Raw genomic sequence first — 25,560 nt, 5'->3', positions numbered from 1 at the left:
AGGGATGAGCCCACCCTATCGACCCGCGAGGACGGCGAAGAGCCCCGTCCAGCCGATGGACGGGGCTCCCGCTGTGGCGATTCCCAGGTGTCGCGCTGCCGGCGATCAGTGGTGGCCGTGGCCGCTGCTGATCTCCTTGTACTCCTCGGCGGTGGCCTTGGGGATCTGGTTCCCGTCGCCGAAGTAGCCCTTGCTGAGCTTCGCGCGGAGCTTCTGCGAGCGCGAGAGCTTGCGCTCGACGCCGTTCTCGTCGACCGACGGGCCGATCTCGGCGGGCGTGTACTGCTCGTGCGCGGTGAGCGCGAACCGCTGGGCCTGGCTGAGCGGCTCGTGGATCTCGACGAACTCACCGTGCGGCAGCCGCTTGATGATGCCCGTCTCACGTCCGTGCAGGACCTTGTCGCGGTCCCGCCGCTGCAGGCCCAGGCAGATCCGCTTGGTGACGACGAACGCGATGACCGGTCCGACGAAGAAGGAGATCCGGACGAACCAGGTGATGGCGTTGATCGACATGTGGAAGTGGGTGGCGAAGATGTCATTGCCACCACCGACCAGCATGATCATGTAGCCGGTCACCCAGGCCACGCCCAGGGCGGTCCGGGTCGGCGCGTTGCGCGGCCGGTCCAGCAGGTGGTGCTCCCGCTTGTCGCCGGTGATCCACGACTCGATGAACGGGTAGACCGCGATCGCGGCGAGCATCAGGCCGAAGACCACCAGCGGGATGAACACGCCCAGGACCAGCGTGTGGCCCCACAGGTTGATCTCCCAGCCGGGCATCACCCGGATGAGACCCTCGGCGAAGCCCATGTACCAGTCGGGCTGGGCGCCGGTGGACACCTGGTCCGGGCGGTAGGGGCCCATGGTCCAGATCGGGTTGATGGTGAAGGCGCCGGCGATGACCGCGATGACACCGAAGACCAGGAAGAAGAAGCCTCCGGCCTTGGCCATGTAGACCGGCAGCAGCGGCATGCCGACGACGTTCTTGTTCGTCCGGCCGGGGCCGGGGAACTGCGTGTGCTTGTGGTAGAAGACCAGGATCAGGTGCGCCACCACGAGGCCGAGCATGATGCCCGGCAGCAGCAGGATGTGGATCGAGTAGAACCGGGCCACCATGTCGTGGCCGGGGAACTCCCCGCCGAACAGGAACATCGAGATGTACGTGCCGACGACCGGCATGGACAGGATCGCGCCCTGCGTGAAGCGGACACCGGTGCCGGAGAGCAGGTCGTCCGGGAGCGAGTAGCCGGTGAAGCCGGTGAACATGCCCAGGACGAGCAGCAGGAAGCCGAACAGCCAGTTGACCTCGCGCGGCTTGCGGAAGGCGCCGGTGAAGAAGACGCGCATCATGTGCACGAACATGCCGGCGAGGAAGACGACGGCCGCCCAGTGGTGGATCTGCCGGATCAGCAGACCGCCGCGGACGTCGAAGCTGATGTCCAGGGTCGAGGCGTAGGCCTCGGTCATCCGGATGCCCTGCATCGGCACGTACGAGCCGTGGTACTCGATCTCGTTCATGCTCGGGTGGAAGAACAGCGTCAGGTACACACCCGTGAGGATGATGATGATGAAGCTGTAGAGGCAGATCTCACCCAGCATGAAGGACCAGTGGTCCGGGAAGATCTTCCGCATGTTGGCCTTGGCCAGCGAGTAGATCCCCAGCCGGCCGTCGGCCCAGTCGGCGACCCGCTCGCCGGCGGGGGCCTTCCGATTACTGTCTGTTGCGGTCGTGGTGCTCATCCGCGCTCCCAGAATGCAGGGCCGACGGGCTCGGGGAAGTCGCCGAGCGCCTCGAGGAAGCCCTTGTCATTCACGCCGATCCGCAGCTGCGGAAGGGCGTGGCCGGCCGGGCCGAAGATGACGCGGGCACCGTCGGAGAGGTCGAAGGTGGACTGGTGGCACGGGCAGAGGACGTGGTGGGTCTGCTGCTCGTACAGGGAGATCGGGCAGCCCACGTGGGTGCAGATCTTGGAGAAGGCCACGATGCCGTCGTGCGACCACTCGAGCTCGCGCTTGTCCTTGATGTCCTCCGGCTGGATCCGGACGATCATCAGGGCATCCTTGGCGATCTTGTTGTTGAAGTCGTGGTCGCTCTCCTCCAGGCCCTCGGGCATGGCGAAGGTGAGCGAGCCCACGGCGACGTCCTCGGGACGCAGCGGCTCATTGGTGTTCATGTTGATGAGCTGCTTGCCCTTGGCCCACGACGTGTGGAAGAGCTTCTTCTCCGGCAGCGGGCCCAGCTCGCGCAGGAGCACCACGCCGGAGAGCGGCACCATGGCCAGCGCGCCGAACATGGTGTTGCGGATGAGCTTGCGCCGGCCGAGCGCGGACTCCTTGGCGCCCTCCGCGAAGTCGGCCATGACCTTGGCCTTGACGTCCGGCGCCGCCTCGATGGCGTGCCGGTCGTCGGCGACCTCCACGTCGGACATCAGGGTGCGGGCCCAGTGGACCGCGCCCGCGCCGATGCAGAAGAGCGCGATGCCCAGCGTCAGACCCAGCGAGAGGTTGGTCGCGCTGACGTGGCCGAGCGGCCAGACGTAGACGATCTTCTCCACCGGGAAGATCACGAACGAGGCGATGAAGGCCACCGTGGCCAGCATCGACGTCGTGAACAGCAGGGCGACCGTGCGCTCGGACCGCTTGGCGGCCCGCTCGTCGATGTCCTGGATGCGGGGCTTGTGGGGCGGCAGCCCCGGGTCGGCGAACGGGTGCTCGGCTACCGCCGTGCCGTGCGCGGTGTCCTGCTCGCTCGGCAGGCTCTCCTTGGAAAACTCTTGGCTACTCATGACTTCTTGGCCTTAGCGGTGTGGGCCGCGACCCAGACGGCGACGGCGATCAGCGAACCCAGACCGAAGATCCACCCGAACAGACCCTCGCTGACCGGGCCGAGACCACCCAGCGCGAAGCCGCCCGGGGTCGCAGTCCTGTCGTCGTTCACGGTCCGGATGTACGCGATGATGTCCTTCTTCTCCTTCTCCGGCATCGTGGTGTCGGGGAAGGACGGCATGTTCTGCGGGCCGGTCTGCATGGCCTCGTAGATGTGCTTCGGGGTCACGTCGTCGAGGCTCGGCGCCCACTTGCCGTTGGTCAGGGCACCGCCGGCGCCCGTGAAGTTGTGGCACTGGGCGCAGTTGGTGCGGAACAGGTCACCGCCGCGCGCGATGTCCGCGCCGTCGGGGCTGTACTGCTTCTCGGTCGGCGTGACCGGACCGGCGCCCAGCGAGGCGATGTACGCCGCGAGCTGGTCGATCTCGGCCTGCGTGTAGATGTTCTTCTTCTCCGGCACCTGGGCGCCCGGCTGCTGGGCCGGCATACGGCCTGTGCCGACCTGGAAGTCCACGGATGCGGAGCCGACGCCGACCAGGCTCGGGCCGTCAGTGGTGCCCTGACCGCCGGTTCCGTGGCAGCTGGCGCAGCCGACGGTGTAGAGCTTCTTGCCCTCCTCGATGGCGAGGGACTGGGCGGTCTCGTCGGCCTGTGCCTTGCCCGCGGGTGCGAACGCGGCGTACAGCCCCCCAGTGGCCGCCAGCGCGAGAAGTAGGACGACGACCGCCGCCAGCGGATGGCGTCGTCGTGCGGAGAGCTTTTTCACGGATTACCCCGGTGTCAGGATCTTCTGCGTCGATGCTTGCTGGATGTAGTCGGGTGTCGGACCCGATTACTTGATCATGTAGATCGTGGCGAAGAGGCCGATCCAGACGACATCGACGAAGTGCCAGTAGTAGGACACGACGATGGCGGCGGTTGCCTGCTCGTGGGTGAATCTCTTCGCCGCGTACGTCCGGCCGAGGACCAGCAGGAAGGCGATGAGACCGCCCGTCACGTGCAGGCCGTGGAAACCGGTCGTCAGGTAGAACACGGAGCCGTACGGGTCGGACGAGAGCGAGAGCCCCGCGTCCTTCACCAGCTCCGTGTACTCGAGGACCTGGCCTCCGATGAAGATCGCACCCATCACGAACGTGATCACGAACCAGGTGCGGAGCTTCTTCACGTCACCGCGCTCGGCGGCGAAGACGCCGAGCTGGCAGGTGAGCGAGGAAAGCACCAGGATCGTGGTGTTGGTCGCCGAGAACGGGAAGTTCAGGTGATCCGCCTGCGTCTTCCAGAACTCGGCACCCGTCACCGAACGCAGGGTGAAGTACATCGCGAAGAGGGCCGCGAAGAACATCAGCTCGGAACTCAACCAGATGATGGTCCCGACGCTGGTGAGGTTCGGCCGATTGACCGACGGGTGCGCGTGCCCGGTTTCTACTGTCGTTGCTGTCGCCACGACCGACATTATGTCGGTCGCTTATCCCGCCCTCACTCCGGGGGGTGCCGTTCGGTGTGTTGGCGGGGTGTGGCCAAGCCGAACGGCCCATCGGAGCGGGCCCGCGAACCGGTGCTGACACGACGCCGGACGGAGTAGCATCCGGCGCATCGGTTCTGCCCATGCCGCCGACGTCTCGGAGGAACCATGCAGTCGAGCGCCACCGTCCTGGTCTACAGCGACAACGCCCACACCCGCGAACAGGTGCGGCTGGCGGCCGGGCGCAGGCCCGCGGCGGACGTTCCCCCGGTCGAGTACGTCGAGTGCGCGACCCTGCCCGCGGTGCTGGAGCGGCTGGCGGGTGGCGGCGTCGACGTGTGCGTGCTGGACGGCGAGGCGGCCCCGGCGGGCGGGATGGGCGTGTGCCGGCAGATCAAGGACGAGGTCTTCGACTGCCCGCCCGTGCTGCTGCTCATCGGCCGCCCGCAGGACGCCTGGCTGGCCACCTGGAGCCGCGCGGACAGCGCGGTGACCCTTCCGGTGGACCCGGTGGAGTTCCCGGACGCCCTGGCCGCCCTGCTGCGCTCCCACCTCTCCGTGGAGGCCTGACCCCCGCCCCCGGCCCCGGCGGGCGGGGCCCGGAGGCGGGGCCTCAGAAGTGGGGCCTGAGGCGGGCGAGGTCGGCGGGGCCGCCGCCCTCCCTGGTCCCGGCCAGGACGGCGCTGCCCTGCCGCCACTTGTCCCAGGGCACGTTCCAGTCGCCGAAGCCGTTGCCGAAGTGGTCCATCTCCTTGCCGGTGCTGTTGACGACGGTGACCAGGTCGCCGGGGCGGACGGTCTCGTAGAACCAGGCCGCGTTGCCGGTGGACATGCCGGTGCAGCCGTGGCTGACGTTGGCGCTGCCCTGCGAGCCCACCGACCATGGCGCGGCGTGGACGTACTCACCGCTCCAGGTGACCCTGGTGGCGTAGTACACCGGCAGGTCGTAGGAGTCGCTGCTGCCCGCGGGGATGCCGACGGTGGTGCCGCGCATCCGGACGTAGTACTCCTTGCCGAGCACCACCTTGATCCCGTTACGGGTGGAGAAGCCCGGTTTCCCGGTGGTCACCGGAATGGTGTTGATCACTTGTCCGTTGCGCTTGACGGTCATGGAGTGGGCCGACGCGTCGGTGATGGCCTCGACCCGGTCGCCGATCGTCAGCTTCAGGGGCTCGGCGGGGGCGCCGTAGAAGTCACCGGTGACCTTGACGCCCGCGAGCGTGCTGGTGGCGGTGACGGTCGCGCCGACCGGCCAGTACTCCTTGGGGCGGAAGTGCAGCTTCTTGTCGTCCACCCAGTGCCAGGCGCCCTCCACCGACGGGGTGGAGCGGACCTTCAGGGACCGCTCGACCACGGCCCGCTCGGCCCGGGACCTCACCGGCGCGCCCAGCTCCGCCGTGAGGGGCTGCCCGACGCCGTACGTGCCCGGCTCGGGGCCGAGATCCACCGTCAGGAGCTTCTTGGCCGGGGCGGTCTCGAAGGTCAGCGTACGGGCCCCAGGAGCGCCCTTGCGGTCCTCGGTGGCCACCTTGACGGTGTAGCGGGTTCCGGCGGCCAGCGGGGCCGTGGAGCGCCACCTGCCGCCGTCCGCGGAGAGCTCGCCGGCCAGGTAGCGGCCGGACGCGTCGACGGCGGTGACGTCCGTGATGCGGCTCCCCCTGCCCTTGGCGGTGACTTCGAGGGGCTTGTCGAGGGCCGCCTTGGCCCTGCCGGGCGGGGCGTTGAAGGCGACCTGGCGGGCCGCGTCGTACGGCTCGACGGAGAGCGGGTGGCCGTCGGGGCCACCGCACGCCGTCGCGCTCGCGCCGGCGGCGACGACCAGCAGGAGGCAGCTGAGGACGGTGCGGTTGCGCGGCGTGTGGCTCATAAGCACACGGTAGGAAGAGCTGTCGACCCCGGCACGCCGAATGACTGCAAACGAGGGGCCCGGCGGCCTCCGTACGGAGGTCACCGGGCCCCTCGGGGAGCGCGGTCGAGCTACTGGTTCTGGTTCTCGCCCCGGTAGTACTCGAACACCCAGCCGAACAGGCCGATGAGGATCAGCGGCAGCGAGAAGAACAGCAGCCACCAGCCCAGAGCGACACCGAGGAAGGCGAACGCGCCACCGACCGCCAGCGACAGCGGCTGCCAGCTGTGCGGGGAGAAGAAGCCCAGCTCACCGGCCTCGTCCGCGACGTCGGCCTCCTTGTCGTCCTGCGCCATGGCGTCCACCCGCCGGGCCGTGAAGGCCAGGTAGTAGCCGATCATGATCGCCAGGCCGAAGGCCAGGAACAGCGCCGTCGTACCGGCCGGCTCCTTCGACCACAGGCCGTACAGCACGGCCATGGCGAGGATGAAGAAGCTCAGCCAGATGAACATCTTGCCCTGGATCTTCACTTGCCGACCTCCTTGCCACCGAACAGCGCGGTGTCCTTCTGCCCGTCGTTCTCGAGCTGGCCGAGGGCGGCGATCTCAGGGTGGTGCAGGTCGAACGCCGGGGATTCGGACCGGATCCGCGGCAGCGTGAGGAAGTTGTGCCGCGGCGGCGGGCAGGAGGTCGCCCACTCCAGCGAACGGCCGTAACCCCATGGGTCGTCCACCTCGACCCGCTTGCCGTACTTGGCGGTCTTCCAGACGTTGTAGAAGAACGGCAGGATCGACAGGCCCAGCAGGAACGACGCGATGGTCGAGATCGTGTTCAGCAGGGTGAAGCCGTCGGCCGCGAGGTAGTCCGCGTAACGCCGCGGCATGCCCTCCGCGCCCAGCCAGTGCTGCACCAGGAACGTGCCGTGGAAGCCGATGAACAGCGTCCAGAACGTGATCTTGCCCAGCCGCTCGTCCAGCATCTTGCCGGTGAACTTCGGCCACCAGAAGTGGAACCCGGCGAACATCGCGAAGACCACGGTGCCGAAGACGACGTAGTGGAAGTGCGCGACGACGAAGTACGAGTCGGAGACGTGGAAGTCCATCGGGGGCGAGGCCAGGATGACACCGGTCAGGCCACCGAAGGTGAAGGTGACCAGGAAGCCGATCGTCCAGAGCATCGGGGTCTCGAAGGACAGCGAGCCCTTCCACATGGTGCCGATCCAGTTGAAGAACTTCACACCGGTCGGTACCGCGATCAGGAAGGTCATGAAGGAGAAGAACGGCAGCAGCACGCCACCTGTGACGTACATGTGGTGGGCCCACACCGTCACCGACAGACCGGCGATCGCGATCGTCGCGGCCACCAGGCCGATGTAACCGAACATCGGCTTACGGCTGAAGACCGGGATGATCTCCGAGACGATGCCGAAGAACGGCAGGGCGATGATGTACACCTCGGGGTGTCCGAAGAACCAGAAGAGGTGCTGCCACAGCAGCGCGCCGCCATTGGTCGGGTCGAAGATGTGCGCGCCGAACTTGCGGTCGGCCTCCAGCGCGAAGAGCGCCGCGGCCAGGACCGGGAAGGCCAGCAGGACCAGCACACCGGTCAGCAGCACGTTCCAGGTGAAGATCGGCATCCGGAACATCGTCATGCCGGGCGCGCGCATGCAGATGATCGTGGTGATGAAGTTGACCGAGCCGAGGATCGTGCCGAAGCCGGAGAAGGCCAGACCCATGATCCACATGTCGGCGCCGACACCCGGCGAGCGGACGGCGTCCGAGAGCGGCGCGTAGGCGAACCAGCCGAAGTCGGCCGCGCCCTGCGGGGTCAGGAAGCCGGCCACCGCGATGAGTGAGCCGAAGAGGTACAGCCAGTAGGCGAACATGTTCAGCCGCGGGAACGCCACGTCGGGCGCGCCGATCTGCAGCGGCATGATCCAGTTCGCGAATCCGGCGAACAGCGGCGTCGCGAACATCAGCAGCATGATCGTGCCGTGCATCGTGAACGCCTGGTTGAACTGCTCGTTCGACATGATCTGCGTACCCGGACGGGCCAGCTCGGCGCGCATGAAGAGCGCCATCAGGCCGCCGACACAGAAGAAGGCGAACGACGTGACCAGGTAAAGCGTGCCGATCGTCTTGTGGTCGGTGGTGGTCAGCCACTTCACGACCACGTTGCCGGGCTGCTTGCGCCGAACGGGCAGCTCGTTCTCGTACGGCTCACGGGAGCCGTCGGCTGCTGCGGCGGCACCCTGAGGTTCGTTGAGGATGCTCACAGTTGGTTGCTCTCCGCGTTCCTGGCCGGATCGGTCATCTGAATGCCCGCCGGGATGTAGCCGGTCTGCCCCTTCTCGGCCAGCTCCTTCAGGTGCTGCCGGTAGCGCTCCGGGGAGACCACCTTGACGTTGAAGAGCATCCGGGCGTGGTCGACGCCGCAGAGCTCGGCGCACTTGCCCCGGAAGGTGCCCTCCTTGGTGGCAGTCACCTCGAAGGCGTTGACGTTGTGCCCCGGGAAGACATCCTGCTTCATGAGGAAGGGCAGAACCCAGAAGGAGTGGATGACATCACGGGAGGTCAGGACGAACCGGACCTTCTCGCCCTTCGGCAGCCACAGCGTCGGGCCGGGGTTGCCGTTCTGCGGGTTCCGGTCACCGGGGATGCCGGCGTCGTGGACGCCCTCGGCGCCCTTGGGGAACTCCTTGGTGTACCGGTCCGGCAGAACCGCCAGGTTCTGGTCGGACGCGGCGTTGCCGGTGTCGGCCTTGCCGTCGACGTCCTCGACGTAGTTGAAGCCCCAGCTCCACTGGTAGCCGACCACACTGATGGTGTGGGCCGGCTTCTCGGAGAGGGCGAGGAGCTTCGACTCGTCCCGCGCGGTGAAGTAGAACAGCACCGAGACGATGATGAGCGGGGTCACCGTGTACAGCGCCTCGATGGGCATGTTGTACCGGGTCTGCGGAGGAACCTCCACCTTGGTGCGGCTGCGCCGGTGGAAGATGACGCTCCACAGGATCAGACCCCAGACCAGCACGCCCGTGGCGAGCGCTGCCGCCCACGAGCCCTGCCAGAGGGAGAGGATCCGAGGTGCCTCTTCCGTCACCGGGGTGGGCATACCAAGGCGGGGGAAATCCTCCCAGTTGTATGAGCAACCGGAGGCGGTAGCCAGGATCAGGCCCGCAGTCAGCACCTGCGGCAGCTTCCGCCGCATCGGGCGCCGCGACGAGCGGTCGGAGCCGTTGGGACTCACGTAGCGCCTTCCCGAGAGTCTCGCCCGCGCGGTCGGCTGCGGCCGTCTCGCTGGTCGGTCGCCGGCCCTGACGCGGGCAGGGGTTTGGATGTTTATGCGGACCAAACCCTACTGGACGCAATTTGGGGTCGCGCGGGGAGGGTGCCCAACGCGCCGGGGGGCACCTCTTTTGAGGGTTCGGTGCGGTTTTCCAGGGCTCGGCCCCGCCCGCCTCCCCTTTCGCACGGCTCGCTCCGCCTCCGGGCGCCATGAGCGTGCGCCGACGGTCCATCGTGCTCGGGTCGCTCGTTCCTCACGACCCCGCGCGCGTTCTCCCTCTCGGCACCCGCGCGCCCCTTCGGCTCACTCGCCGGGCCCCGGGGCATCCGGGGGTGGGGGCGGCGGAGTTAGCGTGGGGGCGTGCCCTACTTCGACGCCGCTTCCTCCGCCCCGCTCCACCCGGTCGCCCGGCAGGCCCTGCAGGCCTCGCTCGACGAGGGGTGGGCCGACCCCGCCCGGCTGTACCGCGAGGGGCGGCGCGCCCGGATGCTGCTGGACGCCGCGCGGGAGGCGGCCGCCGAGGTGGTGGGGTGCCGTCCCGACGAGCTGGTGTTCACTCCTTCGGGGACGCGCGCCGTGCACTCGGGGGTCGCCGGGGCGCTGGCCGGGCGACGGCGGGCCGGGCGGCATCTGGTCGTGTCCGCGGTGGAGCACTCGTCGGTGCTGCACGCGGCCGCCGCCCACGAGGCGGAGGGCGGGACGGTGACCGAGGTGGCGGTGGACCGGGCCGGGCGCGTGGACCCGGGCGGGTACGCCGCCGCGCTGCGGGAGGACACCGCCCTCGCCTGCCTCCAGTCCGCCAACCACGAGGTGGGCACCGAGCAGCCGGTGGGCGAGGTGGCCGGGGCGTGCCGGGCGGCCGGGGTGCCGCTGCTGGTGGACGCGGCGCAGTCGCTGGCGTGGGGGCGGGTCGAGGACGGCTGGTCGCTGCTGGCGGCCAGCGCGCACAAGTGGGGCGGCCCCGCGGGCGTGGGCCTGCTCGTGGTGCGCAAGGGAGTCCGGTTCGCGCCCCAGGGTCCGGCGGACGAGCGGGAGTCGGGGCGGGCGGCCGGGTTCGAGAACGTTCCGGGCATTGTGGCCGCCGCGGCCTCGCTGCGGGCGGTACGGGCGGAGGCCGACGCGGAGGCGGCGCGGCTGACGGAGCTGGTGGAGCGGATCCGGGCGCGGGTGCCGCGGCTGGTGCCGGACGTGGAAGTGGTCGGCGACGCGGTGCGGCGACTGCCGCACCTGGTGACCTTCTCGTGTCTCTATGTCGACGGGGAGGCGCTCCTGCACGAACTGGATCGCTCGGGTTTTTCCGTTTCGTCCGGCTCGTCCTGCACGAGTTCCACGCTGACGCCCAGCCATGTGCTGCGGGCCATGGGCGTGCTGTCGGAGGGCAACGTCCGGGTGTCGCTGCCGCCGGGGACGGACGGGGCGGAGGTGGACCGGTTCCTGGAGGTGCTGCCGGACGCGGTGGCGCGGGTGCGGGAGCGGCTGGGCGCGCCGGTCTCCGCGCGGCCGGCCGCCGGGGAGGGGGAAGGCGGGTCCCTGGTGGTGGACGCGCTGGGCAGGCGGTGCCCGATCCCGGTGATCGAGCTGGCGAAGGTGTTCGGGGACGTCCCGGTGGGCGGGACCGTGACGGTGCTCAGCGACGACGAGGCGGCCCGGCTGGACATTCCGGCCTGGTGCGAGATGCGTGGCCAGGAGTACGCGGGTGAGCGGCCGGCGGACCGGGGAGCGGCGTATGTGGTCCGCCGGGTGTCGTGACCGGGCGGTGTCCGGTGGACCGGGCCGGACGGGCCGGGCCCGGTCCACCGGCGGCCGCTAGGGCAGGTAGGGCTGCACCTCGGCGGCGGCCTCGTGGCCGTACGCCTTGGTGAAACGGTCCAGGAAGGGGGCGCGGCCGAGGGTGTACTCCTGGGTGCCGAGCGTCTCGATCACCAGGGTGGCGAGCATGCAGCCGACCTGGGCGGCGCGCTCCAGGCCGACGCCCCAGGACAGGCCGGAGAGGAAGCCGGCGCGGAAGGCGTCGCCGACACCCGTCGGGTCGACCTTCGCGTGCTCCTCCGGGCAGCCGACCTCGACGACCGGCTCGCCGACCCGCTCGATGCGCACCCCGCGCGCGCCGAGGGTGGTGACGCGGTGGCCGACCTTGGCCAGGATCTCCGCGTCGGTCCAGCCGGTCTTGGACTCGATGAGCCCCTTCTCGTACTCGTTGGAGAAGAGGTACGTAGCGCCCTCCAGGAGCGTGCGCACCTCGTCGCCGTCCATGCGGGCGATCTGCTGCGAGAAGTCCGCGGCGAACGGGATGGAGCGGGTGCGGCACTCCTCGGTGTGCCGGAGCATCGCCTCCGGGTCGTCCGCGCCGATGACGACCAGGTCCAGGCCGCCGACCCGGTCGGCGACGGCCTTCAGCTCGATCAGCCGGGCCTCGCTCATGGCGCCGGTGTAGAAGGAGCCGATCTGGTTGTGGTCGGCGTCGGTGGTGCAGACGAAGCGCGCGGTGTGCAGTACCTCGGAGATCCGTACCGAACCGGTGTCCACGCCGTGGCGGTCGAGCCAGGCGCGGTACTCGTCGAAGTCCGAACCCGCCGCGCCCACGAGGACGGGGGCGGCGCCCAGCTGCCCCATCCCGAAGCAGATGTTGGCGGCCACCCCGCCCCTGCGGACGTCGAGGTTGTCGACGAGGAAGGAGAGGGAGACCGTGTGCAGCTGGTCGGCGACGAGCTGGTCGGCGAAACGGCCGGGGAAGGTCATGAGGTGGTCGGTGGCGATGGAGCCGGTGACTGCGATACGCACGGCTGGGCGCTCCTGGGGAAGGCGGCGTTGACAGTTCACGCTACCGGGTCGGCGGAGGCCCCAAGAGCGGAAACTACCCAATAGTAGGTCTTTTTCGGTCGGTCTCCGGGTGCGTACGGTGCGGGTATGCCGAACCACAGCGCCCCGCCCGTACCGGGCGACACCGAGATGAGCCTGGCCCAGCTGCGCGGTGACAGCGCGCGGATGGCACCGCACTGGGTGGTGCCGGCGACGGCCGCCCCGGTTCCGGTGCCGCCGTCCCTGATCCACGGTGTGGTCGTCCCGCCCGACTCGGCGCGGCTGCTGGACGCCGCTTCGGAGTACGGCGTCTGACGACACAAGGGGAACCGCGCGCTCCTTCGTTCCGTCCCAGGGGTGTCTCCCGTACAAGGGGGATACACAAGAAGTGAGGAGCGATGCGGTGAGCAGTACGGAGCCCACACAGGACAGCGCCCGCCGGCGGCGTTCGCCGCTCGCCGTCGCCTCGGTGGCGGCGGCGGTACTGGTCGCCGGTGGCGGCGGTGCCTACTTCGCCACGGCCGCCTCGGACGACAAGCCGCGCGGCACCCCGGCCGCCGGCCGCACTCCCCCGCCGCTGGTCCTGGACGGACACGGCACCGGCCCGGGGATCGCGCCCGGTGAGCCGGACCCGCACGGGGTGGAGTACCGGGCCGCGGGCGAGCTGCCCGACGGCCCGGACGCGGCACCCGTGTACCGGCCGGAGGGCACGGTCGGCGCGGCGGAGGTGGCCCGGCTGGCGAAGGCCCTCGGGGTGAGCGGCACGCCGCGGCTGGACGGGGCGGTCTGGAAGACCGGCCGGGAGAAGGACGGCTCGGGCGCCGAGCTCCAGGTCAACCGGCAGGCGCCGGCCACCTGGACGCTGGGCACCGCACCGGCCGGCGACAACTGCCTGAAGGGCGAGGAGTGCCCCGGCGGCGGGTCGCACCACGGGACCGGGCGGCCGGTGAGCGAGGAGGCGGCGAAGAGGGCCGCGGCTCCCGTGCTGGCGGCGGTGGGCCAGCGGGACGCCGACCTGGACGCCACCCAGCGGATGGGCGCGGTACGGGTGGTCAACGCCGACCCGGTCGTCGGCGGTCTGCCGACGTACGGCTGGTCGACCGGTGTCCAGATCGGGCCGGACGGCCGGGTGGTGGGGGGCAGCGGGCGGCTGAAGGCACCGGTCGCGGGTGATGTGTACCCGGTGATCGGCGCGGCCGAGGCGCTGAAGCGGCTGAACGCGCCGTCGGGCGACGGCCGGGCCGGGATCGGCGGGTGCGCGACGCCCGCGCCGCTGACCGAGGGGGCCGGGCCCGCGACGGAGTGCGGGCGGAGCGGCGGGGCGCCCAAGGAGACGGTGACCGTCACCAAGGCGGTGTTCGGGCTGGCCGCGCAGTTCACCGGGGGCCGGGAGGCACTCGTGCCGTCGTGGCTGTTCGAGGTGGAACCGAAGGCCGGCGCCCCGTCGTCCACCGTGACCTACCCGGCGGTGGCGCCGCGGCATCTGGCGCCGTCGCCCGGGGAGTCGGCCAGCGGGGGGAGCACCGACAAGCCGAGCCGGGTGGAGTCCTACCGCGTGGAGGGGAAGAAGCTGACCGCGCGCTTCTGGGGCGGGGTGTGCAGCACGTACACCGTCCGCGCCGAGGAGAGCGCCGAGCGGGTGCGGCTGACGGTGGCCGAGAAGCCGATCGAACCGGGCCGGGCCTGCATCATGATCGCCAAGGAGCTGACCGCGTCGGTGACGCTGGACCGGCCGCTGGGCGGCCGGGAGGTCGTGGACGCGGCGAGCGACCGGGCGGTGCCGCTGAAGTAGCGCGTCCGGCGGGTGCCGGTCCGCGGGTGCGGCGGGACGGGTGTGAGGAAGGCGGCGGCCCCCGGGTGTCCGGGGGCCGCCGCCTTCGTCGTCGCCGTGCGCGCGGGTCCTAGCTGAAGGAGTCGCCGCAGGCGCAGGAGCCGGTGGCGTTGGGGTTGTCGATGGTGAAGCCCTGCTTCTCGATCGTGTCGACGAAGTCGATGGAGGCGCCGCCCAGGTAGGGGGCGCTCATGCGGTCGGTGACGACCTTGACGCCGTTGAAGTCCTTGACGACGTCACCGTCGAGCGAGCGCTCGTCGAAGAAGAGCTGGTACCGCAGGCCCGAGCAGCCACCGGGCTGAACGGCGACGCGCAGCGCGAGGTCGTCGCGGCCTTCCTGGTCGAGCAGGGCCTTGACCTTGGCCGCGGCGGCGTCCGACAGGAGGATGCCGTCGCTGACAGTGGTCTTCTCGTCCGATACGGACATCTGCTTCTCTCCCGGGTTGTACGGAGACTGCTTGCCGACGGTTGCAACCGGCGGGGCCGCGGATTCATTCCGGGCCGAGTGCGTGTCTTTCCCTTTCATGCTCGCACACCGCCTCACCGGCGGGCACCGGCCGGTTGAGGGGGGATGTGTCACATCGACGCTATGGACATCGTCAAAGTGACGTGAACCGGTTATGATAGATAGCGTCATTTAGACGAAAAGGCTCCCCGGTGCACGCCCCGCTGCACTGGAGCGGCTTCGCCGCGCTTATCGAGAGAAGAAAGGGTGCGTGACGTGACCACCGCCCAGCCCCTGGATGTCCAGCCGACGCCGCTCGCCCTGCTGCTGCTCGGGCGCGAGGCCGACCCCAAGAGCGAGCGGGGAGTCGAGTGCCCCGGCGACCTGCCGTCGCCGTCCGACCCCGACCTGGTGGAGCGCGCCCGCGCGGCCAAGGAGAAGCTCGGCGACAAGGTCTTCGTGCTGGGCCACCACTACCAGCGTGACGAGGTCATCCAGTTCGCGGACGTCACCGGCGACTCCTTCAAGCTCGCCCGGGAGGCGGCGGCACGGCCGGATGCCGAGTACATCGTCTTCTGCGGCGTGCACTTCATGGCCGAGTCGGCCGACATTCTGACCTCCGACGACCAGAAGGTCGTCCTGCCGGACCTGGCGGCGGGCTGCTCCATGGCCGACATGGCGACCGCCGAGCAGGTCGCGGAGTGCTGGGACGTGCTGACCGAGGCGGGCGTCGCCGACCAGGTCGTCCCGGTCTCCTACATGAACTCCTCCGCCGACATCAAGGCCTTCACCGGCAAGCACGGCGGCACCATCTGCACGTCCTCCAACGCCAAGCGCGCCCTCGACTGGGCCTTCGAGCAGGGCGAGAAGGTGCTGTTCCTGCCCGACCAGCACCTGGGGCGCAACACCGCGGTGCGGGACATGGGGATGTCGCTGGACGACTGCGTCCTGTACAACCCGCACAAGCCCAACGGCGGCCTGACGGCCCAGGAGCTGCGCGACGCCAGGATGATCCTGTGGCGCGGCCACTGCTCGGTGCACGGCCGCTTCTCGGTGGACTCCGTGAACGACGTGCGCGAACGCGTGCCGGGCGTGAACGTCCTGGTGCACCCGGAGTGCCGGCACGAGGTCGTGGCCGCCGCGGACTACGTGGGCTCCACGGAGTACATCATCAAGACGCTGGAGGCGGCCCCGGCCGGCTCGAAGTGGGCGATCGGCACCGAGCTGAACCTGGTACAGCGCCTGGCGAACCGTTTCGCCAGTGAGGACAAGGAGATCGTCTTCCTCGACCGGACGGTCTGCTTCTGCTCCACCATGAACCGCATCGACCTGCCCCACCTGGTGTGGGCGCTGGAGTCGCTGGCCGAGGGCAACCTGGTCAACCGGATCCAGGTCGACCGCGAGACCGAGAGCTTCGCCAAGCTGGCGCTCGAGCGGATGCTGGCGCTGCCGTAGTCCCGCCCGCCACGCGTGACGAGGGGCGCCCCGCCACTGGCGGGGCGCCCCTCGCGCGTGCCCCGCCGTCCCGCCCCCGGGCGGCGGCCGGGCTCCGGCCCGGCCGGCCCGGAACGCCGACCGCCCCGGCGGTCCGCCCCGGGTGCGGGGGGACGGACCGCCGGGGCGGAAGGGACCCGGGTCAGACGCCGGCCGGGGTCCGGGTCCCCCCGGAGGCGGGGGTCGACGCCGAGTCCGCCGACCTGGCCGCCCGTTTGGCGCGGCGGCGCTCCTTGCGGAGCTCCACCATCGCGTACAGCGTCGGGACCAGCAGCAGGGTCAGCAGTGTGGAGGTGACCAGGCCGCCGATCACCACCACCGCGAGCGGCTTGGCGATGAACCCGCCCTCGCCCGTGATGCCCAGGGCCATCGGCAGCAGCGCGAAGATGGTCGCCAGGGCCGTCATCAGGATCGGGCGCAGCCGGTGCCGGCCGCCCTCGATCACCGCTTCGACCACACCCAGGCCCTGTGCCCGGTACTGGTTGATCAGGTCGATCAGCACGATCGCGTTGGTCACCACGATGCCGATCAGCATCAGCATCCCGATCATCGCCGGGACGCCCATCGCCGTGCCGGTCGCGACCAGCAGCCCGATCGCGCCCGTCGCCGCGAACGGGATGGAGACGAGCAGGATCAGCGGCTGGACCAGGGAGCGGAACGTGGCGACCAGCAGCATGAAGACGATCGCGATCGCCGCCAGCATCGCCAGACCGAGGTTGGCGAACGCCTCCTCCTGGTCCTCCGAGACCCCGCCGATCGACGCGGTCGCGCCTTCCGGCAGGTCCAACGCGCCGATCTTCGACTGGAGCGCGGCACTGACCGCGCCGGTGTTGTCACCGGTCGGCTTCGCCGTGATCGTCGCGGCCCGCGAGCCGTCGATCCGGGTCATCGAGACCGGGCCGGGGACCAGCCTCACCTCCGCGACGTCGCCGAGCCGGACCGGGCCGAGCGGCAGCGTCCGCAGCTCCGCCATCGTCCTGGCCGGGGCCGCCGAGGTGATGAGGACGTCGCGCTCCGTGTCGTCCAGGATCGCCTTGCCGGCCGGCATTCCGCGTACCGCCTGGGCGACGGCCATGCCCAGCGAGGCGTCGGTGAAGCCGGCGTCGGCCGCCCTGGCGCCGGCCTTGACCGCGACGCGCGGCACGGACTGCGCCAGGTCGCTCTGGACGTCCGTGACGTCGTCGAGCTTCGCCACCTCGGCCCGCACCGCCTCGGCGGCCTTCTTCAGGGTGGCCGCGTCGGACGCCTTGACCACCACGCTCAGGTCCTGGCTGCCGAAGCCGTCACCGGCCGCGATCGTCGTGTCGCCGATGCCGTCGAGCCTGCCCAGCTCGGTGTCGATGCGGTCGCGGGTCCTCTCGTACGACGCCGAGTCCTTCAGGGTCACCTGGTAGGACGCCTGGTTGGCGCCGGTGCCGCCGCCGAAGGCCGCCATGAAGCCGGAGGAACCGACGGTGACCTGGTAGGCCTCGACCTCGTCGACCGAGCCGAGGACCTTCTCGACCTTCCTGGCGGCGGCGTCGGCCGCGTCCAGGGCGGTGCCCGGGGCGAGTTCCTGCTTGATGGACAGGACGTCCTGCTCGCCCTGGTCGAAGAAGTTCGTCTTGAGCAGCGGCGCCATGCCGAAGGTGCCGATGAGGACGACGACCGCGATGGCCACACTGGTCAGCCGGCGACGGGTCGCGAACCTCAGCACCGGCACGTACATCCGCTGCAGGACGCTGCGGTCCTCCTTCCGCTCCGCCTCCCGGCGCGCCTCCTCCGGGTCCTCGGACGTGCCCTTGGGGGCGCGCAGGAACCAGTACGACAGGACCGGGACGACGGTCAGCGAGACGAGCAGGGAGGCGAGCAGCGCGGCGGTGACGGTGAGCGAGAACGAGCCGAACAGTTCGCCCACCATGCCGCCGACCAGACCGATCGGCAGGAACACCGCGACGGTGGTCAGGGTGGAGGAGGTGACGGCGCCCGCGACCTCGCGGACCGCCGTGAGGATCGCCGCCTGGCGCTCCTCGCCGTAGCCGAGGTGCCGCTTGATGTTCTCCAGGACCACGATCGAGTCGTCCACCACACGGCCGATGGCGATGGTCAGCGCGCCCAGGGTCAGCATGTTCAGCGACAGGTCGCGGGTCCACAGCACGATCAGCGCGAGGACCACCGACAGCGGGATGGAGACCGCGGTGACCAGGGTGGAGCGCACCGAGGCCAGGAAGACCAGGATGACGACGACCGCGAAGAGCAGGCCGAGCGCGCCCTCGGTGGTCAGCCCGGATATCGACTTGGAGACGGCCGGGCCCTGGTCGGACACCACGGTCAGCTCCGCGCCGGCGCCCAGGTCCTCGCGCAGCTCGGGCAGCTTGTCCTTGACCGCCTCGGAGATGGCGACGGCGCTGCCGTCCTTGTCCATGGTGACCATGACGGCGAGGCTGGGCCTGCCGTTGGTCCGGGTGATGGAGACCCGCTGCGCCTCGGTCTGCTCGACGGTGGCGATGTCACCGAGGCGTACCGCCTTGCCCTCACCGGGCTTCGCCGGCGCGATCCGCAGGTCCTCGATCTGCTCCAGCGAGGTGAAGCCGCCGCCCACCTGTACGGTGCGGCTCTTGCCGCCCTCCGAGAAGGAACCGGCCGGGACGGTCGCGCCGCCCGACTTCAGCGCCTCGGACAGCGCCATCGCGTCGAGGCCCGCGGCGGCGAGCTTCTTGCCGTCGGGGGTGACGGAGACCTGGAGGTCCTGGACGCCGTCGACCGAGACCTGGCCGACCCCCTCGATGTCCCGCAGCGCCGGGACGACGGTCCGCTCCAGCTGGTCGGCCAGGGCCTGCTGGTCCTTGCCGGAGGAGACGGACAGCACGACGGCCGGTATGTCGTCGGTGGAACCGGCCACGACCTGGGGGTCGACGCCGTCCGGCAGCTGGGCGCGGGCCCGGTTGACGGCCTGCTGGACGTCGGCGACGAGCTGCTTGGTGCCCTCGTCCCCGTAGTCGAAGGTCGCCATGATGAGCGCGTTGCCCTCGCTGGCGGTGGAGGTGACCCCCTCGACGCCGTCGACGGCCTTGATGGTGTTCTCGAGCGGTTCGACGACCTGCTTCTCGACCACTTCGGGGGACGCGCCCTGGTACGGCGCCAGCACCGACACCATGGGCAGTTCGATGGAGGGCAGCAGCTGCTGCTTCAGCTGCGGGACGGCGATCGCTCCGAAGACGATCGCCACGATCGACATCAGCCCTATCAGGGCCCTTTGCGCGAGGCTGAATCTGGACAGCCAGGACATAGGGGTCTCTCTTCTGTGGCAGATCGGCAGGTACTCATACGATCAGCCATGCCGGAGGGTGAATCCCTCGCCCCCAGGTCCCGTTCGCCCGCCCCCTCCTACACCCAACGGAGTACGCGCCGCCGCACGCTCACTCCACCCTGGGGCGGACCAGCCCCGACTGGTACGCGACGACGACCAGTTGGGCGCGGTCGCGGGCGCCGAGCTTGGCCATGGCTCGGTTGACGTGGGTCTTCACCGTGAGCGGGCTGACCGCCAGGCGCTCGGCGATCGCGTCGTTGGAGAGGCCGCCCGCGACCAGGACCAGCACCTCGCGTTCGCGCACGGTCAGGGCGGCGAGCCGCTCGGCGTACCCGGGGGCCCGGCCGGCGCCGTCCGGGCCCCCGGCGCCGCCGTCCTGCGCCAGGAAGGTGGCGATCAGGCCCTTGGTCGCGGCGGGCGACAGCAGCGCCTCGCCGGCGGCCGCGACACGGATGGCGTTGAGCAGTTCGTCCGGCTCCGCGCCCTTGCCCAGGAAGCCCGAGGCGCCGGCGCGCAGCGACTGCACGACGTACTCGTCCACCTCGAAGGTGGTGAGCATGACCACGCGCACCCCGGCCAGGTCCGGGTCCGCGCTGATCATCCGGGTGGCGGCCAGGCCGTCCGTACCGGGCATGCGGATGTCCATCAGCACCACGTCGGCCCGCCGCGAGCGGGCGAGCGCGACGGCCTCGGCGCCGTCCGCCGCCTCCCCCACGACCTCCATGTCCGGCTCGGAGTCCACCAGCACGCGGAACGCGCTGCGCAGCAGTGCCTGGTCGTCGGCGAGCAGCACCCTGATGGTCACCCGGCCTCCCCTGTCGGTGCGGTGAGGGGCAGTATCGCCTGCACGCGGAAACCGCCGCCGTAGCGGGGGCCCGCGGTGAGCGTCCCGCCGAGCGCGGCGACCCGTTCGCGCATGCCGAGAAGGCCGTGCCCGCCGCCGTCGGGCACCGGGGCGCCCGGGGGTGCGCCGCCGTCGTCGAGCACCGTCACCTCGATGGTCCGGCCGACCCGTACCACGCTCACCTCGGCCCGGGCGTCCGGGCCCGCGTGCTTGCGCACATTGGTCAGTGCCTCCTGGACGATCCGGTACGCGGCGAGGTCGGCGGCCGCGGGCAGGCGCGGTGCGGTGGGGGCCCCCGGCCCGGTGCCCGGGGGGAGGGGCCCGTCATCGGCGCGGACCAGCTCCACCGGGAGGCCGGCGTTGCGGAACGTCGCCAGCAGCTCGTCCAGGACGGCGAGGCCGGGCGCCGGTTCGGTGGGGGCCTCCGGGTCGCCGGACTGGCGGAGCAGGCCGACCGTGGCGCGCAGCTCGTCCAGGGCCGAGCGGCTGGCCTCCCGGACGTGCGCGAGGGCCTCCTTGGCCTGGTCGGGCCGCTTGTCCATGACATGGGCGGCCACTCCGGCCTGCACGTTGGCCAGGGCGATGTGGTGGGCGACGACGTCATGGAGGTCGCGGGCGATGCGCAGCCGCTCCTCGGCGACCCGGCGGCGGGCCTCCTCGTCGCGGGTGCGTTCGGCCCGCTCGGCGCGCTCCCGGATGGCGTCCACGAAGGCGCGGCGGCTGCGCACCGCGTCGCCCGCGGCGGCGGCCATACCGGTCCACGCGAAGACGGCCACGTTCTCCTGGCTGTACCAGGGGGCGGAGCCCAACAGCATCGCGGCCCCGGTGAGCACCGTCATCGTCAGCAGGCCGACCCGCCAGGTGGTGGGGCGGTCGGTGCGCGAGGCGACGGTGTAGAGGGCGATCACCGCGCTCATCACCACCGGCGCGGCGGGGTCGCCCGCCGCCAGCTCGGCGACGCTGACCGCACCGGTCACGCCGAGCACCGCGTAAGGTGCCCGCCGCCGCAGGACGAGCGCGCCGCCCCCGAGCAGCATCAGCAGCGCGCTGCGCGCACCGGGGGCGCGGGTGCCGAAGGTCGGTCCGTTGGGGCTGCCGTGCGGATCGGCGAACGATCCGGCGACCATGCACAGCAGCACGGCGAGGGCGAGGGCGGCGTCGAAGGCGAGAGGATGCGCCCGCAGCCAGCACCGGCCGCGCACGACCCCGTTTCCGAGGGAGGTCACGCCACCGAACGGTACGGCGTGGTCCCGGGGCGGGAGACACGGTGCCCCGCCCCGGGGGACCGGAGCGGGGCACGGCGTGTGTCGGAGGTGGAGCTCAGCCGGGGATCAGCCCGTCGTCGGTCAGCATGTCGCGGACCTCTTCGAGCGTGGCGTCGGGTGCCGGGAGGATCAGGGCGGAGGGCTCCAGGGAGTCGTCCGGGAGCGGTTCGCCGAGCTGGCGGACCGTTTCCAGCAGCGCGTGGAGCGTACGGCGGAAGCCCTCCCCGTCACCGCGCTCCATCTCCGCGAGCAGCTCGTCGTCGAGCTTGTTCAGCTCGGCGAAGTGGCTGTCGGCCAGCTCGACCTGGCCCTCCCCCATGATCCTCACGATCATGACGATCCGTCCTTCACTGCTTGTCGAACCTCGGGTGGGACTGCTGCTGGGCCTGGTCCTGGGGAGCTGCGGCGCCGCCCTCGATGGACTGCTGCCCGCCGGTGCCGCCGGCCAGCTCCGCCTTCATCCGCTGGAGCTCCAGCTCCACGTCCGTACCACCCGACAGGCGGTCCAGTTCGGCCTGGATGTCGTCCTTCGCCAGCCCCGAGCGGTCGTCCAGCGCGCCGGAGGCGAGCAGCTCGTCGATCGCCCCGGCCCGCGCCTGGAGCTGCGCGGTCTTGTCCTCGGCCCGCTGGATGGCGACGCCGACGTCGCTCATCTCCTCCGAGATGCCGGAGAACGACTCGGCGATCCGGGTCTGCGCCTGGGCGGCGGTGTAGGTGGCCTTGATGGTCTCCTTCTTCGTACGGAAGGCGTCGACCTTGGCCTGCAGGCGCTGGGCGGCGAGGGTGAGCTTCTCCTCCTCGCCCTGGAGGGTCTGGTGCTGCGTCTCCAGGTCCGTCACCTGCTGCTGGAGCGCGGCCCGGCGGGACAGCGCCTCGCGCGCCAGGTCCTCGCGGCCCAGCGCCAGCGCCTTGCGGCCCTGGTCCTCCAGCTTGGCGGACTGGCCCTGCAGCTGGTTGAGCTGGAGCTCCAGGCGCTTGCGCGAGGTCGCCACGTCGGCGACGCCACGGCGTACCTTCTGGAGCAGCTCGAGCTGCTTCTGGTACGAGTAATCGAGGGTCTCGCGCGGATCCTCGGCCCGGTCAAGGGCCTTGTTTGCCTTCGCGCGGAAGAGCATCCCCATACGCTTCATCACACCGCTCATGGGCTTCGCGCGCCCCCTTCTGACGGACTCGGCTTCCAGCACTCCAACAGAACCCACAGTACGGGCCCTGCTTCCATTACCGCACTGTTCGAGCGCTGATGCGCTCCTCCCCAAGGACGACTGCCCACGGCCCGTGATCCGGCGCGAGGAGTAGGCGGCGGCCCGGGGAGTGTGTACAGGGGGACGCGGTCTGTTGCCGGATCGTTCCCCGGCGGGGTGGGGTCCATGCGACATACCCCGTACCCTTGGGCTTTGTGTTCCGTAGCCGTTCGAACGAGAAGGCCCCCACCGAGAAGGTGACGGCGGACCTCTCCAAGCAGCCCCGCGATCCCCAGGCCCCCAAGGGCCGCCCTACCCCGAAGCGGAGTGAGGCCCAGACCCAGCGCCGCCGCGCGGCCACCGTGCCGACCGACCGCAAGGAGGCCGTGCGCCGCCAGCGCGAGGCCCGGCGGGCCGACCTGGCCAAGCAGCGCGAGGCTCTCGCCAGCGGCGACGAGCGTTACCTCCCGGCCCGCGACAAGGGCCCGGTCCGTCGCTTCGTGCGCGACTTCGTCGACTCCCGCTTCTGTGTCGCGGAGTTCTTCCTGCCGCTCGCGGTGGTGATCCTGGTCCTGTCGATGATCCGGGTGCCGCAGCTCCAGAACATCGCGCTGCTGCTCTGGCTCGGTGTGATCGCGATGATCGTCGTGGACTCGATCGGCATCGCCTTCCGCCTGAAGAAGCAGCTCAACGAGCGCTTCCCGAACGAACCGAAGCGGGGCGCCGTGGCGTACGCCCTGATGCGTACGCTCCAGATGCGCCGGCTGCGGCTGCCCAAGCCGCAGGTCAAGCGCGGAGAGCGGCCCTGAGCACACAGGTCGGCGGATTCGCGGGCGCGTCGGCCCGCTGGCTGAACGGGCTCGGCGGACTGCGCAACGTCGTCCGCCAGGAGCTCGTGGCCCGTCAGCTCGACGAGCAGATAACCGCCCGCTACCCGGTGGGGCAGCGGCTGCGGGTGCTCGATGTCGGCATGGGGCAGGGCACCCAGGCGCTGCGACTGGCCCGGGCCGGGCACACCATCACCGGTCTGGAGCCGGACCCGGGGATGCTCAGAGCCGCCCGTGAGGCGCTGGCCCCCGAGCCCGCCGGCATCCGCGAGCGGGTCAGGCTCATCGAGGGGGACGGCCGGGAGACCGGGGCGCACTTCCGGCCCGGCAGCTTCGACGTGGTGCTCTGCCACGGGGTGCTGATGTATGTCGAGGAGCCCGACGCGATGCTGGCGGGACTGGCCCGGATGCTGGCGCCCGGCGGTCTGCTCTCGCTCCTGGTGCGGAACGCCGACGCGCTGGCCATGCGGCCGGGGCTGGCCGGGGACTGGCCGGGGGCGCTGGGCGCCTTCGGCTCGGACACCTATGTCAACCGGCTGGGGCTCGCGGTGCGCGCCGACCGGCTGGAGGCGCTGACAGCGACGCTCGCCGGGATCGCCGCGCCGCTGCACGCCTGGTACGGCGTACGGGTCTTCACCGACAACGAACCCGACGAACAGGGCCTGCCCGCCGCCGACGAGCTGGAACGGCTGCTCGCCGCGGAGGACCGGGCGGGGCGCACGGAGCCGTACCGCAGGGTGGCGGCACTGCTGCACCTGTGCGGGGTACGCGGCTGAGGGGCGCCGCCACCCCCTGATCGGGTGCGTACGGCAAGCCGTACCACCGCCGGGCGGGGACACTCCGTTCCATGGCTGCCCTTCGTTTCCGCTTCTCGCCGACCTCCGTGGCCCGCTCGGTCTGCGTCGTCTGGGTGGCCGCCCTGGTGGGCGGCTGCTCGGCGGGTGTGCCCGCCCCGTCGCCGCCCGCGCCTCCCGTGCCGAGCGCGGCGCGCCCGGCGGCGCCCGCCCACCGGGCGGCGAACGACCTGGAGGACGCCTACCGCAGGGTCATCGGCGACGTGCTGCCGTCCGTCGTGCAGATCGACGCCGGGGAGGGACTGGGCTCCGGTGTCGTCTACGACGACAAGGGCCACATCGTCACCAACGCCCATGTCGTCGACTCCGGGCGGAGCTTCGAGGTCACGGTGGCGACGGGCGGTGAGGCGCTGCGCGCCGAGCTGGTCTCCAGCTACCCGGAGCAGGACCTGGCCGTGATCAGGCTGGACCGGCCGCCCGCCGGGTTGCGCCCGGCGAGGTTCGGCGACTCCTCCAAGGTGGAGGTCGGGCAGATCGTCCTCGCCATGGGTTCGCCGCTCGGCCTGTCCAGCAGCGTCACCCAGGGCATCGTCTCGGCCACCGGCCGCACGGTCAGCGAGGGGCGGGCGGGCGGCGGGACGGGCGCGACCCTCGGCAACATGATCCAGACGTCGGCGGCGATCAACCCGGGCAACAGCGGGGGCGCCCTGGTCAACCTGGACGGCGAGGTCATCGGCATCCCGACGCTGGCGGCGGCCGACCCGCGGATGGGCGGCGGGGCGGCACCGGGCATCGGGTTCGCGATCCCCGTCTCCATGGTCAGGACGGTGGCCGACCAGATCGTCCGCACCGGACGGGTCACCGATTCGGGCCGGGCGGCGCTGAACATCGTCGGCCGGACCGTCCTGGACCGGGGCTACCGGCCGGTGGGCGTGGCGATCGTGGAAGCGCCGCGGGACGGGGCGGCGGCGAGGGCGGGGCTGCGCCCGGAGGACGTCATCACCCGGCTGGGCGACACGGAGATCACCACCATCACCTCGCTCCTGGAGGCGCTGGCGTCGGCGAAGCCGGGTCAGCGGATGCCGGTGACGTACGTGCGGGACGGCAGGCGGGCGACGGTGACGGTGACGCTGGGCGAGGTGTGACGGTCCCGGGCGGGGGCCGGGCGGCCCGCACCCGGAGCCGGTCAGGACAGGCTCGCCGCGTGGGTGAGCAGCTCCTCGTACACCTCGGGGCGGTCCTCGTCGACGACGGGGTGGCCCATTGAGCAGCACGCCGGTGTGGAGGTTGTGGACGTCCTCATGGAGGTCGTCGGACGCCGTGATCATGGCGCATTCGGCGTCCTGCACGGGCCAGGTCTTACCGGTGTCCTCGA

The 25,560-nt window shown here is 71.0% G+C and carries 23 protein-coding genes; 8 read left to right on the top strand and 15 right to left on the bottom strand.

Annotated features, from left to right (window positions below):
• Positions 1–105: 105 nt before the first annotated feature.
• The 4 genes from AB0H53_RS17470 to AB0H53_RS17455 all read right to left on the bottom strand — a co-directional run bounded on the left by AB0H53_RS17470 (position 106) and on the right by AB0H53_RS17455 (position 4,276).
• Positions 106–1,737: a cytochrome bc complex cytochrome b subunit gene (locus AB0H53_RS17470; protein WP_362113352.1), complete on the bottom strand. Its 1,632-nt coding sequence runs from the start codon at positions 1,735–1,737 to the stop codon at positions 106–108.
• Positions 1,734–2,783, bottom strand: a complete 1,050-nt coding sequence (locus AB0H53_RS17465; RefSeq protein ID WP_362113349.1) for a Rieske 2Fe-2S domain-containing protein — start codon at positions 2,781–2,783, stop codon at positions 1,734–1,736. Before AB0H53_RS17465 ends, AB0H53_RS17470 begins: the two co-directional genes overlap by 4 nt.
• The gene (locus AB0H53_RS17460; RefSeq protein ID WP_362113346.1) at positions 2,780–3,589 is read right to left on the bottom strand and encodes a c-type cytochrome; all 810 of its coding nucleotides are present in this window, start codon (positions 3,587–3,589) and stop codon (positions 2,780–2,782) included. The genes AB0H53_RS17465 and AB0H53_RS17460 overlap by 4 nt, the downstream gene beginning before the upstream one ends.
• Before the next feature lie 66 nt (positions 3,590–3,655).
• Positions 3,656–4,276 (bottom strand): heme-copper oxidase subunit III, encoded by a 621-nt coding sequence (locus AB0H53_RS17455; protein WP_362113343.1) that lies wholly within the window; start codon positions 4,274–4,276, stop codon positions 3,656–3,658.
• A gap of 177 nt (positions 4,277–4,453) precedes the next feature.
• Here AB0H53_RS17455 and AB0H53_RS17450 point away from each other — a divergent pair, with 177 nt between their 5' ends.
• Complete coding sequence (locus AB0H53_RS17450; RefSeq protein WP_362113340.1) at positions 4,454–4,855, top strand: hypothetical protein; 402 nt, start codon at positions 4,454–4,456, stop codon at positions 4,853–4,855.
• A gap of 43 nt (positions 4,856–4,898) precedes the next feature.
• Here AB0H53_RS17450 and AB0H53_RS17445 read toward each other — a convergent pair whose 3' ends face one another.
• The 4 genes from AB0H53_RS17445 to AB0H53_RS17430 form a co-directional block, all read right to left on the bottom strand.
• Positions 4,899–6,152, bottom strand: a complete 1,254-nt coding sequence (locus AB0H53_RS17445) for an Ig-like domain-containing protein (protein WP_362113337.1) — start codon at positions 6,150–6,152, stop codon at positions 4,899–4,901.
• A gap of 110 nt (positions 6,153–6,262) precedes the next feature.
• Positions 6,263–6,661, bottom strand: a complete 399-nt coding sequence (locus tag AB0H53_RS17440; RefSeq protein ID WP_362113334.1) for a cytochrome c oxidase subunit 4 — start codon at positions 6,659–6,661, stop codon at positions 6,263–6,265.
• Positions 6,658–8,406, bottom strand: coding sequence for a cytochrome c oxidase subunit I (gene ctaD / locus AB0H53_RS17435; RefSeq protein ID WP_362113331.1), 1,749 nt, complete (start codon positions 8,404–8,406; stop codon positions 6,658–6,660). The genes AB0H53_RS17440 and ctaD overlap by 4 nt, the downstream gene beginning before the upstream one ends.
• The gene (locus tag AB0H53_RS17430; protein WP_362113328.1) at positions 8,403–9,377 is read right to left on the bottom strand and encodes a cytochrome c oxidase subunit II; all 975 of its coding nucleotides are present in this window, start codon (positions 9,375–9,377) and stop codon (positions 8,403–8,405) included. Before AB0H53_RS17430 ends, ctaD begins: the two co-directional genes overlap by 4 nt.
• A gap of 399 nt (positions 9,378–9,776) precedes the next feature.
• On the opposite strand from AB0H53_RS17430, the gene AB0H53_RS17425 reads away from it, so the two are divergent.
• On the top strand, positions 9,777–11,165 hold the full coding sequence (locus AB0H53_RS17425; RefSeq protein ID WP_362113325.1) for an aminotransferase class V-fold PLP-dependent enzyme: 1,389 nt from the start codon (positions 9,777–9,779) through the stop codon (positions 11,163–11,165).
• Between the two features lie 57 nt (positions 11,166–11,222).
• Here AB0H53_RS17425 and AB0H53_RS17420 read toward each other — a convergent pair whose 3' ends face one another.
• Positions 11,223–12,197 (bottom strand): carbohydrate kinase family protein, encoded by a 975-nt coding sequence (locus tag AB0H53_RS17420; protein ID WP_362113322.1) that lies wholly within the window; start codon positions 12,195–12,197, stop codon positions 11,223–11,225.
• Between the two features lie 126 nt (positions 12,198–12,323).
• Here AB0H53_RS17420 and AB0H53_RS17415 point away from each other — a divergent pair, with 126 nt between their 5' ends.
• Complete coding sequence (locus tag AB0H53_RS17415; RefSeq protein ID WP_362113319.1) at positions 12,324–12,530, top strand: hypothetical protein; 207 nt, start codon at positions 12,324–12,326, stop codon at positions 12,528–12,530.
• A gap of 88 nt (positions 12,531–12,618) precedes the next feature.
• The gene (locus tag AB0H53_RS17410; RefSeq protein ID WP_362113316.1) at positions 12,619–14,007 is read left to right on the top strand and encodes a hypothetical protein; all 1,389 of its coding nucleotides are present in this window, start codon (positions 12,619–12,621) and stop codon (positions 14,005–14,007) included.
• A gap of 109 nt (positions 14,008–14,116) precedes the next feature.
• On the opposite strand, the gene erpA is transcribed toward AB0H53_RS17410, so the two are convergent.
• On the bottom strand, positions 14,117–14,473 hold the full coding sequence (gene erpA, locus AB0H53_RS17405) for an iron-sulfur cluster insertion protein ErpA (RefSeq protein ID WP_064071056.1): 357 nt from the start codon (positions 14,471–14,473) through the stop codon (positions 14,117–14,119).
• A 285-nt stretch (positions 14,474–14,758) separates the two neighbouring features.
• On the opposite strand from erpA, the gene nadA reads away from it, so the two are divergent.
• Positions 14,759–15,946 (top strand): quinolinate synthase NadA, encoded by a 1,188-nt coding sequence (nadA, locus tag AB0H53_RS17400; protein ID WP_362113313.1) that lies wholly within the window; start codon positions 14,759–14,761, stop codon positions 15,944–15,946.
• A 181-nt stretch (positions 15,947–16,127) separates the two neighbouring features.
• Here the strand turns inward: nadA and AB0H53_RS17395 are convergent, their stop codons facing one another.
• The 5 genes from AB0H53_RS17395 to AB0H53_RS17375 form a co-directional block, all read right to left on the bottom strand.
• Positions 16,128–19,253 carry an efflux RND transporter permease subunit gene (locus tag AB0H53_RS17395; protein ID WP_362113310.1) on the bottom strand — a complete coding sequence of 1,042 codons (3,126 nt, stop codon included), beginning with the start codon at positions 19,251–19,253 and terminating at the stop codon, positions 16,128–16,130.
• A 130-nt stretch (positions 19,254–19,383) separates the two neighbouring features.
• Positions 19,384–20,079 carry a response regulator transcription factor gene (locus AB0H53_RS17390; RefSeq protein WP_362113307.1) on the bottom strand — a complete coding sequence of 232 codons (696 nt, stop codon included), beginning with the start codon at positions 20,077–20,079 and terminating at the stop codon, positions 19,384–19,386.
• Positions 20,076–21,344, bottom strand: a complete 1,269-nt coding sequence (locus tag AB0H53_RS17385; RefSeq protein WP_362113304.1) for a sensor histidine kinase — start codon at positions 21,342–21,344, stop codon at positions 20,076–20,078. Before AB0H53_RS17385 ends, AB0H53_RS17390 begins: the two co-directional genes overlap by 4 nt.
• A gap of 94 nt (positions 21,345–21,438) precedes the next feature.
• Complete coding sequence (locus AB0H53_RS17380; RefSeq protein WP_362113302.1) at positions 21,439–21,717, bottom strand: hypothetical protein; 279 nt, start codon at positions 21,715–21,717, stop codon at positions 21,439–21,441.
• Between the two features lie 13 nt (positions 21,718–21,730).
• Positions 21,731–22,525 carry a PspA/IM30 family protein gene (locus AB0H53_RS17375; RefSeq protein ID WP_362113299.1) on the bottom strand — a complete coding sequence of 265 codons (795 nt, stop codon included), beginning with the start codon at positions 22,523–22,525 and terminating at the stop codon, positions 21,731–21,733.
• A 254-nt stretch (positions 22,526–22,779) separates the two neighbouring features.
• On the opposite strand from AB0H53_RS17375, the gene AB0H53_RS17370 reads away from it, so the two are divergent.
• The 3 genes from AB0H53_RS17370 (at position 22,780) to AB0H53_RS17360 (ending at position 25,330) form a co-directional block, all read left to right on the top strand.
• Positions 22,780–23,373, top strand: a complete 594-nt coding sequence (locus tag AB0H53_RS17370; protein WP_362113296.1) for a DUF3043 domain-containing protein — start codon at positions 22,780–22,782, stop codon at positions 23,371–23,373.
• Positions 23,374–23,414: 41 nt separating this feature from the next.
• A complete protein-coding gene (locus AB0H53_RS17365) occupies positions 23,415–24,167 on the top strand; it encodes a methyltransferase domain-containing protein (RefSeq protein WP_362113542.1) in 753 nt (250 codons plus the stop codon).
• A gap of 71 nt (positions 24,168–24,238) precedes the next feature.
• Positions 24,239–25,330, top strand: coding sequence for a trypsin-like peptidase domain-containing protein (locus AB0H53_RS17360; RefSeq protein WP_362113293.1), 1,092 nt, complete (start codon positions 24,239–24,241; stop codon positions 25,328–25,330).
• The last annotated feature ends 230 nt before the right edge of the window (positions 25,331–25,560 follow it).

This window comes from Streptomyces sp. NPDC050856, assembly GCF_040653855.1.
In the GTDB taxonomy this organism is placed as follows: Bacteria; Actinomycetota; Actinomycetes; order Streptomycetales; family Streptomycetaceae; genus Streptomyces.
This window is presented reverse-complemented; position numbering and strand designations above follow the sequence as displayed.

Excerpts from the sequence above, each read along its gene's own strand:
- AB0H53_RS17470 (WP_362113352.1), bottom strand. The coding sequence starts at position 1,737 with ATGAGCACCACGACCGCAACAGACAGTAATCGGAAGGCCCCCGCCGGC.
- AB0H53_RS17465 (WP_362113349.1), bottom strand. The coding sequence starts at position 2,783 with ATGAGTAGCCAAGAGTTTTCCAAGGAGAGCCTGCCGAGCGAGCAGGAC.
- AB0H53_RS17455 (WP_362113343.1), bottom strand. The coding sequence starts at position 4,276 with ATGTCGGTCGTGGCGACAGCAACGACAGTAGAAACCGGGCACGCGCAC.
- AB0H53_RS17450 (WP_362113340.1), top strand. The coding sequence starts at position 4,454 with ATGCAGTCGAGCGCCACCGTCCTGGTCTACAGCGACAACGCCCACACC.
- AB0H53_RS17445 (WP_362113337.1), bottom strand. The coding sequence starts at position 6,152 with ATGAGCCACACGCCGCGCAACCGCACCGTCCTCAGCTGCCTCCTGCTG.
- AB0H53_RS17415 (WP_362113319.1), top strand. The coding sequence starts at position 12,324 with ATGCCGAACCACAGCGCCCCGCCCGTACCGGGCGACACCGAGATGAGC.
- erpA (WP_064071056.1), bottom strand. The coding sequence starts at position 14,473 with ATGTCCGTATCGGACGAGAAGACCACTGTCAGCGACGGCATCCTCCTG.
- AB0H53_RS17395 (WP_362113310.1), bottom strand. The coding sequence starts at position 19,253 with ATGTCCTGGCTGTCCAGATTCAGCCTCGCGCAAAGGGCCCTGATAGGG.
- AB0H53_RS17380 (WP_362113302.1), bottom strand. The coding sequence starts at position 21,717 with ATGATCGTGAGGATCATGGGGGAGGGCCAGGTCGAGCTGGCCGACAGC.
- AB0H53_RS17375 (WP_362113299.1), bottom strand. The coding sequence starts at position 22,525 with ATGAGCGGTGTGATGAAGCGTATGGGGATGCTCTTCCGCGCGAAGGCA.
- AB0H53_RS17360 (WP_362113293.1), top strand. The coding sequence starts at position 24,239 with ATGGCTGCCCTTCGTTTCCGCTTCTCGCCGACCTCCGTGGCCCGCTCG.